This window comes from Streptomyces sp. NPDC059832, assembly GCF_042731715.1.
Classification (GTDB): Bacteria; Actinomycetota; Actinomycetes; order Streptomycetales; family Streptomycetaceae; genus Streptomyces.
The window spans coordinates 1-7,061 of sequence record NZ_JBHWIY010000083.1 but is presented as its reverse complement, the minus strand read 5'-3'; the positions used below and the strand labels follow the sequence as shown (position 1 = coordinate 7,061).

Below are 7,061 nucleotides of genomic sequence, written 5' to 3'. Positions count from 1 at the left end.
CACACCGAGACCTGGTGGGCCGCCGACGCCCGCCTCGGCTGGTGGGGACCCGACGGGAACGTCCGCCTGATCGTGGCCACCACCGACCCGGCCACGCTGCCCCCGCAAGCCACCTGGTACCTGGCCACCGACCTGCCCCGCCCCGGCGGTCCCCGCGAGGCCGACAGCCCCGAACCGGCCGCCGGCCTGCACGAAGTCGTCCGGATCTACGGCATCCGACACTGGATCGAGCAGAGCTACAAACAGGTCAAGGGCGAACTCGGGTGGGCCGACTTCCAAGTCCGTTCCGATACCGCCATCCGCCGCCACCAGACCCTGGTTACCTGCGCGTTCTCGTTCTGCTGGGACACCTGGTTCGCTCAACCTCCCGACCGGGAGCCCGCCCTCGTCCCCACGGCCCCGCCGACTGTCACAGCGGTGGGGTCGGCTGAGAGGGGGCCCCAGCAGACCCCACCAGCCCCAACCGGCCAGCTGGCCGCAGGCGATTCGCGCCGTCCGGGCCTGGCTCGACCCCTGGACCACCCTCCAACGCTGCTGGCGAGCCTGGAGCAATGCACCCCCGCCACCCGAACTTCAAGCCCTGATCAACGCCGTCGGCGCAGGCCACCCACTCGATCTCTACTCCCCGGTCTAACAAACCACCGCTATCAGCCATGTACCCGGCCTGATCTTCGCTCGAACCGCGGGCATCGTGCCAACGGTGTAGGCGAACGCGTGCGTAACACGACATCGTCCGTATCCCGCTGCGCCGACTTGATCAGTACGGCCGCCAGATGCGGCAGAACCTTCTGTAAGCCCCCTGTAGTGCACACCCGTGCAGAACGATCAACCCGGCACACGTCACGAGATCAGCGACAGACCCGATGGGCGTGCTCGGTTGGAGCGTGCCCTCAGCAGTCAGGAGTTGCGGCAAGACGGCCGAGGACGTGTCGGACGTCAGGGTGCTGGCCGGTTCCCGAGCGGTACAGAGCATGGACGCTGCGGTGTACCGGGATGCGCAGGGCGTGGATGCTGAGCTCCGGTGTGGGCGCCGGTAGTGCCATGCAGGGAATAAGGGCGACTCCCGCGCGGCGGGCGGCCAGAGCGGAGATTACGGCGGAGTCGCCCGCCACGGCCACTGCTCGGGGGACGAAGCAGGCGGCGCCGCACGCACGCTGTGTCATTTCGTGACAGGCCGTATCGGGTCCGGGCAGCAGCCAGGGGGCGTCGGCGAAGCAGCGCAGATCTGCTGCCGCGCCGGGGGCGCAACGCCTACGCGGCCGACCTCTCCCGCCGCGAGGACGGGCAACTCCCCAGGTTCCCATAGCCGGACCTGCTGAGGTTCCCCCGAGATGCGGAGTGTGGTGACAGAGGTCAGATGGTTCTCATGAGAGGAACATCGACCATGGCTGCCCCCGGGAAATACTCGCTCGAGTTGCGTGAGCGTGCGGTAGGGATGTACCGCACCGCCGATCCGAAGCCGCAGATCAAGAAACTGGCCGTCGATCTCGGCGTGCATCCGGAGGCCCTGCGCGGTTGAATCCGGCAGGCCGGGGCCGACGCCGACGAGCGCGATGACCGGCTGACCACCGACGAACGCGCCGAGCTCACCGCGCTGTGCAAGGAGAACGCCCAGCTCAGGCGGGCGAACGAGGTCCTGCGGACGGCCTCGGCTTTTTTCGCGGCCCAGCTCGACCCGACCCGGCCCAGGTGACGGCGCTCCTTACCGAGCACCCGCACCTGGGGGTCGAGCCCCTACTCCGGGAACTGAACATCCCCTCCTCCACCCACTACCGCTGGCGCCGTGCCGAGCGCGAGCCGTGCAAACGCGTGCGCCGGGACGCGGAACTCACCGAGCAGATCAAGGAGATCCACGCCGACTCGGGCGGGATCCACGGCTCGCCGCGCGTGCATGCCGTGCTCAAGCGTGAGGGCGTCCACGTGGGCCGCAAGCGGGTCGAGCGCCTGATACGCGAGGCCGACCTCGCCAGGATCAGCCCGCGCCGCAAGGGCTTCACGCGCCGGAACCCCAAGGCCACCCTGGCCCCGGACCTGGTCCAGCGCGACTTCACCGCGAGTGCACCGAACCGGCTGTGGGTCACCGGCCTGACGATGATCGCGACCGGCGAGGGCCCCTTGTGGCTGTCCACGATCCGGGACGCGTTCTCCCGCCGGGTGGTGGCCTGGGAGACCTCCGCCCGTGCGGACGCCGACCTGGTGCTGTCCACGCTCGAGTACGCCCTCGCTTCACGCGAGGTCGAGCCCGGACAGCTCATTCATCACGCGGATCACGGCTGTCAAGATACGTCGATCAAGCTCACAACTCGCCTGCTGCGACCGGGAGTTCAGGCGTCCATGGGCTCGGTCGGAAACTCGTACGACAACGCCCTCGCGGAGAACCTGTGAATGATCACCAAGACGGAGTGCATCCGCGGCCGCGTCTTCGCCACCCGGGCCGAGACGAACCTGGCACTGTTCGAGTACATCGACGGGTTCTATAACTCCCGGCGCATCCAGAAACGGCTCGGCCACCTCAGTCCGATCGAGTTCGAGGAGAAGCACTACGCCGACCAGGCAACGGCCGAACGAACGAACCTGAAACCCCGTCAACCCGCCCTGACCAGCTAGTCAGCCACTCCCGAGCTGCGGGGGAACCTCATACCGCCATGCCCCGGTGAACCAGCCGAAGTCGCCCGCCGGATCGCGTGGATCGGCTTCTGACCGTAGCAGCGATACGCCGGTCCGGTTCGAGCCGGACCGCGGCCGCGCGAGAGTCGTGGACAAGCCGGAACCCGCAGCACGAAGCTCATGGTGGTTCTGCGGGGGGACACGGCTCAGACACCGTCGGCCACACCCTCGCGGCGCGGTCCGCTGCACGCGGCGAGACCACGGCCTTCCTGCCGCCAGCTCATCTGGTAAGTCCCCATGTGGTAGTCGTATTCCGGCAATGGGTTGACCAGCACGCCGAGGCGTGCGAGTCCCGTGATCACCTCGGGTGCGATGCGGCTCTCCACTGAGATGGTGTGATCGTCCTCGTACGGCAGACAGCGCGGCGCGTCGTCCGCGTCGTACGGGCTCATTCCGAAGTCGAGGATGTTCGACAGCACCTGGGGGACCGTGCAGTGCACATTGCCCGGAGAGCCCAGCGCGAGCCACGGCTCACCGTCACGCAGCACCATGGTGTTAGACAGTGTGGACCGCGGGCGTCCGCCCCCGGTGTGCCAGCCCTCGAACGGTGACTGCAGACCGTTCACCTGGTGGCTGCCGACCATCGGCACGCCACCGACCACCTCACCGGGGATGCCCCCGCTCTGCAGGGTGTTCATCATCTGCACCCAGTTGCCGGCCTCGTCCACCACGCTGAGCTCGCAGCTGCCGGCAGGCTGCTTGGAAGCGCCGGAAGCGGCCACCGCGGGGGTGCCGCGGACGAGCTTCACGTGCTCGGTCAGGTCTACATGGGCCTTGGCGTTGCGGAGGATGTCCGCGAAGCCGGTGAGGAGCTGCTTCGAGGTCATCGCGGTGCTCGCGTCGTCGAAGACGGCGGGATCGTTGAGCAGTCCCGTTTCCAGGCTCGCCCGGCGCAGCGCGTGCGCGAGGTAGTACAAGGCCTCTGCGGATTGCGACCAGTGTCCGAGCGACACGATGTCGAGCTCCTGGAGGATTCCCAGCACGATCTGGCAGAACACGCCCTGCCGCTCGGGCGGCGACTGCTGTACGACGGTGTGGCCCTTGTGCTCCCACCGGTAGCCCGAGGACCAGCGCGGTGGAATCGCACCGAGGTGCTCCAGCCGCACGGACCAGCCGAGCTCGTTGCCCCGGGTCACGAAGTCCTGGGCCCACTTGCCGGTGATGAAGTGGTCCGGCCCGTCCGCCGCCAGGTTGCGCATCGTCGCGGCCAGCGCGGCGGACCGCCGGCGGTCACCCACCTGTGGCAGGTGTCCGCCCGGGGCGAAGTGCCGCCGTCCCGAGGGGGTGTAGAGGAAGAAGTCCACGGTCTGCGCCATCACCAGGTGCTCGAACGAGGTGACGGTGTGCCCCTGGTCCGCCCAGTGCACGGCGGCCTCGCACAACTGAGCCCATGGCCTCGTGGCGAACCGGTCATGGAGTGCCTTCAGCCCCGGCATGAAGCCAGGCGTCACCGCGATGGGCCCGCCCGGGAAGCTTGCGTACAGTCCCTTGCCCGCAGGGACGGGCGCGAAGCGGGGCAGGCCCGGCACTATCGTCCCGATGCTGTTGAGCTCGTGCACCCGACCGGTCGCGGCCTCGTACACCAGGGCGGAGACCGTGCCCGCGTGGTTGGTCATGTCCTGCTGCACCACAGCCTGGACCAGGCTGCCCGCGATTACCGCGTCGATCGCGTTGCCCCCGACGCGCAGCGTGTCGAGCATGACCGTCGTCACGATCTCGTGCTGGCTGGACGCGACCGCGCGTTTGCCGGTGACGGTGGCCTTGGGCCCGACACGGCCACGCACGGTGTCTGGGCCGTCAATGGTGCTGGTCACATACCCTCCCTGAAGTTCTTGTTTCCGGACCCCGGTGACTCAGAACGCCACTGCATCGCTGTTGTGGCGATTGTGGGAGGCGGCGTTGATCGTGCCTGTCTCCGGGGAGCGTTCCACGGCGACCCAGTAGCCCTCTCCTCCGAGGAGAGCGTGCTCATCCTCGGCCTCCTTCCAGGTGATGCCTGTGCCCTCGAGAACCGGGTGGTCGAACTTTCCGGCGGGGAAGACGGCGGTGGTCTCGAAAGTCGTGGGATCGATCGCCGGAGCGAAGAAGTCCGGGGTGTTGATCGCTTCCTCGACGGTCATTCCGAAGTGCAGGTAGTTCAACAAACCCTGGAACGTCCGCTGGTGCAGCCCCGCCCCCATGGAGGCGAAGCCCAGCACTGCCTTGCCGTCCCGTAGGACGACGCCCGTCTCGGTGGGGGCCGACAGACGCCCACCGGGAGGAGTCGCCGCCACCAACACCTGCTGGTAGGAGGCGGGGTCGCCGATCGAGATGCCGTCGATGTTGATGGCTGTCCTGCCCCACAGGGCGCAGTTGATCGAGTGAGTGATGGCAACAATGTTGCCCTCGGCGTCCGCCGCGACGACGTCGTCGGAGTGCATCGGTGAGGTGCGCTTCCATCGGGAAAGCGGAGAGCCTTCCCCGATGACCGCCCACAGCTTCTCTGCGTGTGCCTTCGTGACCCGGGCCTCGGGGGAGAGATCAAGGCTGGGGAAGAGCGCCCCGGCGTCTTCCGGGGAGTGCCCCAACATCAACACCTGGGTGATATCAAGGGCTTTCCGCAGCGCTTCCGACGACTCCGTGTAGTGCGGGCCCCGGACGAGCCCGGCGACGTCGGCGAGATGCTGAGCCTCGATCAGGGCGACGCCGCCCGCGTTGGGCCAGGGAGAGGTTGCGATGGAGAAGCCGTTGCCGACGTCGGCCACGAGTGCGTCGGCCCAGGCCACCTCGTAGTCGGCGAGGTCCTTGAGTGTCATCCTGCCACCCTCGGCCTGGAGGGCGGAGATCAGCTTGTCCCCCCAGGGCCCTCTGTACATGTAGTCGCTGCCGTGCTCGGAGATCAGCCGCAGCGTCTGCGCCAACCGGGGCTGGCGCAGTATGTCGCCCTGGCGGTAGGCGGACCCGTCGGGCTTCAAAAGCGTTTCCCGGGTCTCCGGCAGACGGGCCAGATCGTCCCTGCGCAGCGCGTACATCCACGCGAGGCCCTCATCCACCGGCATTCCCGTCTCGGCGACCTCGACAGCCGGCTGGAAGAGACTTTCGAAGGGCAGCTTCCCGAACCGGGAGTGAGCGGCGTCGACGCCCTTCATGAATCCGCCGACCAGGGCCGTGCGGCCGCACGGCCGACCCTGGCCGAGCAGGGACTCGCTCGAAGAGAAGTCGATGGCTCCAGGGATGGAGAGCGGGTCCGTTTCGCCGGTGACCGTGTTCCATTCCGCATTCATGGTGTGCACCCGGCCTGTCTTCGCCTCGAAGTAGACGAGCGACATGATTCCGAAGTAGCTGATCGGAGCCCCGGCGGTCAGGGCCACCTGGGTGAGTGCGGTCGTCAGGGCCGCGTCGACGGCATTGCCGCCCTGCTTCATCGCCTCAAGCCCGGCGCGCGCCGCGTATGAGCCGTGGGCGACGGTCACAGCGCCGTTCTTGCCGGACGCCGTGGCGGCGCTGGTGCGCGACGCCTGCTGCGAGGAGACAAACCGGTCGCGTTCCCCCGGGCCCCAACTCCCCGACGTGAGGTCGGGTGCCTCGCCCTGGTGCGGCCGTTCGCCCCTGTTGACCAGTCGACGGTCCACGGGCCCGTCCTTTCTGCCGCAGCGATATGCGGCCCTTTGAATGGTGAGGAATGATGGCCGACCGCTCCTGTTGAGGCGGTTCCGCAGCTGCGGAGATGTCGGCGACGGCACCGTGTTTCACCACCACCGTCGCCCCATGTACATAGACCTCCGGGCCGTGCTCTTGCGCATGCTCAAGCCCGGCACGTGCTTTCTCGTGCGCGAGACACAGCAGTACGTGTTGTGTCACGTCGTGGCAGACGTTGCGGCGTGGGAAGGCTGTCCACCCATGGTGGGCAGTGCCGGTCGGCGACATCAATCAGCAGATGTCGAGTGTTTCGTATGGCGCGAGCGACAACTGTATGTCGCGCAGCAGGTGGGGTTGCCGCTGCCGCAAAGGCCTCCGGACACCTCGCTGCATGAGCGCACACCAAAGTTGCTGCCGTGCGTATAAGTTTGCCCGGGGAGTAACCCGGTCATCTGCCCGGCGCCTGCCGAACGCAGGTCAATTGCGGTGGACTTACACAGCCTGCAACTGGTACATCTGCTGGCCAAGTCGATCCGCAGAGCTGCCGGGTTTGGGCAGCTTCACCGTCTTTGAGACGTTCCCGGAAACCACCCGGCTCTGGCTGTGTGACCAAGCCGGTGAGCACTGCACTGCCGGGCTGCGGATCACCGCGGTCAGCACGGCGGCCCGGCGCGCACCGGCCCCACTCCCACTCCAGCTGTGAGGTATATCCGTGCAGGTCCTGCCCATGTTGCGCAGACGAGTGCCGGCCCTGGCCGCTTTTCTGTTGCTGCTTC

At 67.7% G+C, this 7,061-nt stretch carries 6 protein-coding genes; 3 read left to right on the top strand and 3 right to left on the bottom strand.

All coding sequences use genetic code 11. The features are described from left to right. Nucleotides 1–890 precede the first annotated feature (890 nt). A complete protein-coding gene (locus tag ACFV8T_RS45085) occupies nucleotides 891–1,304 on the bottom strand; it encodes a LysR substrate-binding domain-containing protein (protein WP_385339614.1) in 414 nt (137 codons plus the stop codon). Nucleotides 1,305–1,384: 80 nt separating this feature from the next. On the opposite strand from ACFV8T_RS45085, the gene ACFV8T_RS45080 reads away from it, so the two are divergent. The 3 genes from ACFV8T_RS45080 to ACFV8T_RS45070 all read left to right on the top strand — a co-directional run bounded on the left by ACFV8T_RS45080 (nucleotide 1,385) and on the right by ACFV8T_RS45070 (nucleotide 2,607). Then, nucleotides 1,385–1,519, top strand: a complete 135-nt coding sequence (locus tag ACFV8T_RS45080; RefSeq protein ID WP_385339611.1) for a hypothetical protein — start codon at nucleotides 1,385–1,387, stop codon at nucleotides 1,517–1,519. Nucleotides 1,520–1,689: 170 nt separating this feature from the next. Then, the gene (locus tag ACFV8T_RS45075) at nucleotides 1,690–2,385 is read left to right on the top strand and encodes an IS3 family transposase (RefSeq protein ID WP_385339608.1); all 696 of its coding nucleotides are present in this window, start codon (nucleotides 1,690–1,692) and stop codon (nucleotides 2,383–2,385) included. After that, nucleotides 2,386–2,607, top strand: coding sequence for an IS3 family transposase (locus ACFV8T_RS45070; protein WP_385339607.1), 222 nt, complete (start codon nucleotides 2,386–2,388; stop codon nucleotides 2,605–2,607). Between the two features lie 206 nt (nucleotides 2,608–2,813). On the opposite strand, the gene ACFV8T_RS45065 is transcribed toward ACFV8T_RS45070, so the two are convergent. Then, a complete protein-coding gene (locus ACFV8T_RS45065; RefSeq protein WP_385339605.1) occupies nucleotides 2,814–4,481 on the bottom strand; it encodes a gamma-glutamyltransferase in 1,668 nt (555 codons plus the stop codon). A gap of 39 nt (nucleotides 4,482–4,520) precedes the next feature. Then, nucleotides 4,521–6,278 carry a gamma-glutamyltransferase gene (locus ACFV8T_RS45060; RefSeq protein ID WP_385339602.1) on the bottom strand — a complete coding sequence of 586 codons (1,758 nt, stop codon included), beginning with the start codon at nucleotides 6,276–6,278 and terminating at the stop codon, nucleotides 4,521–4,523. Nucleotides 6,279–7,061 lie beyond the last annotated feature (783 nt).

Bases quoted from the DNA above. Each gene is read 5' to 3' on its own strand.
- ACFV8T_RS45085 (WP_385339614.1), bottom strand. From the start codon at position 1,304: ATGGGAACCTGGGGAGTTGCCCGTCCTCGCGGCGGGAGAGGTCGGCCG.
- ACFV8T_RS45080 (WP_385339611.1), top strand. From the start codon at position 1,385: ATGGCTGCCCCCGGGAAATACTCGCTCGAGTTGCGTGAGCGTGCGGTA.
- ACFV8T_RS45070 (WP_385339607.1), top strand. From the start codon at position 2,386: ATGATCACCAAGACGGAGTGCATCCGCGGCCGCGTCTTCGCCACCCGG.